Here is a 1,341-nt window from a genome sequence, read left to right on the forward strand (position 1 = left end):
GAGTCGCGCCCACCGTCCCGTAAGAAGTGTCAGGAAGCCAGCCGGTTCTCGATCAGCTTCGTCCACTTCTCCTTCTGCTCCGGGTTCTTGAGGTCCGCCTCCCAGTCGCCGACGCTCATGCGCAGGCTGTCCGGCCCCATGTTGAGCTGCTTGAGCAGTTCCCGCGCCGTCGTGCGCACCTCGTTGTCGCTGCCGAGGGCCAGGTCGTACAGCTCGCCCGCCATCCGCTGCCGCTTGCCCGGCCCGACGGACTTCCAGAAGGCGAGGGCCTTGCCCATGGCCTGCATGGGGGTCAGCTGGGTGGCGGCCTCCACGGCTGCCGGGTCCGCGCCCGCCGCGGCCTCGGCGTCCGCCGCGTGCTCGGCGCCCTCGGCCTGGGCGTTCTCGCCCGTCGTCGCGGCCTCGGCCTGCTTCGCCTGCTCCGCCATGATGATCTTGTAGCGCTTGCGGACCGACTTCCACGCCTTGTAGAGCGCGAGCCCGCCGAGCAGCAGGGCCGCGGCCCCGGCCAGCCCCCAGCCGACGGGCGAGGAGACGGCGATGGCACCCGCGGCGACCGCGACGGCCGCGGCCCCGCTCGCGACCTTGACGACGTTGCCGGTGGCCGAGACGCCCTTCTTCACGCGGCGGCGGCCGCGCTTCTTGACGGCGTACGCGCCGACCTCCGCGATCCGTTCCGCCGACGCCTCGTAGGCGGGGCCCTTCTCCGCCGCCTCCGCCTCCAACTGCTCGATCTGCGCGGTCAGCCCGGCGATCTCCGCCTCCAGGCGGCGCATGGCCGCGGCGTTCTCCGGAGCGCCGTCCGGCCGGGCCGACGAGGTCGGGCGGGACTGCCGCTCGGTCAGTTCGGCGCGGGGCGCCGCCATGGCCGCGCGAGCGGCGGCGATGTCCCTGCGCAGCAGCTTGCTCTCGATCGTGTCCTCGAACTTGGCGGGCGGCGCGTTCACCCCTTCGAGGTTCCGCTTCATGCGGTGGGTGCGCACCACGGAGCGGACGTCCCGCACGACCTTGCTGATGTAGACGACGATCGTCAGGGCGCCGATGGTCTCGCCGACCGCCGCGGGAGCCACCTCCCCGGCGACCTTCATGCCGGTCCTGGCCAGCGTGAGGCCGTCGCTGACGTTGTAGGCGACGCCCTGGGCGGCGTCGGCGCCCTTGGAGTTCCGGTCGCGGCGCAGGGAGCGCCAGTCGACGCCCTTCTTCTCCTTGAGTTCGTTCAGCCCGCCCTGCGCCTTCAGCGCCCCGCTCGCGTCGTTGGCCGTGCCCAGCGAGTCCACCACCCCGTCCGCGACGTTGGCGGCGAGCACGGAATCGGTCACCCGCATGGCCTCCGCCGTGTCC

1 protein-coding gene is annotated in these 1,341 nt (G+C 72.9%); it reads right to left on the bottom strand.

Features of this window, described 5'->3' with window-relative positions:
• Positions 1-29 precede the first annotated feature (29 nt).
• A partial coding sequence (locus ACFU99_RS43885; protein ID WP_384404411.1) for a hypothetical protein occupies positions 30-1,341 on the bottom strand: 1,312 nt, incomplete at its 5' end.

This window comes from Streptomyces sp. NPDC057654 (assembly GCF_042800135.1).
Taxonomy (GTDB): Bacteria; Actinomycetota; Actinomycetes; order Streptomycetales; family Streptomycetaceae; genus Streptomyces.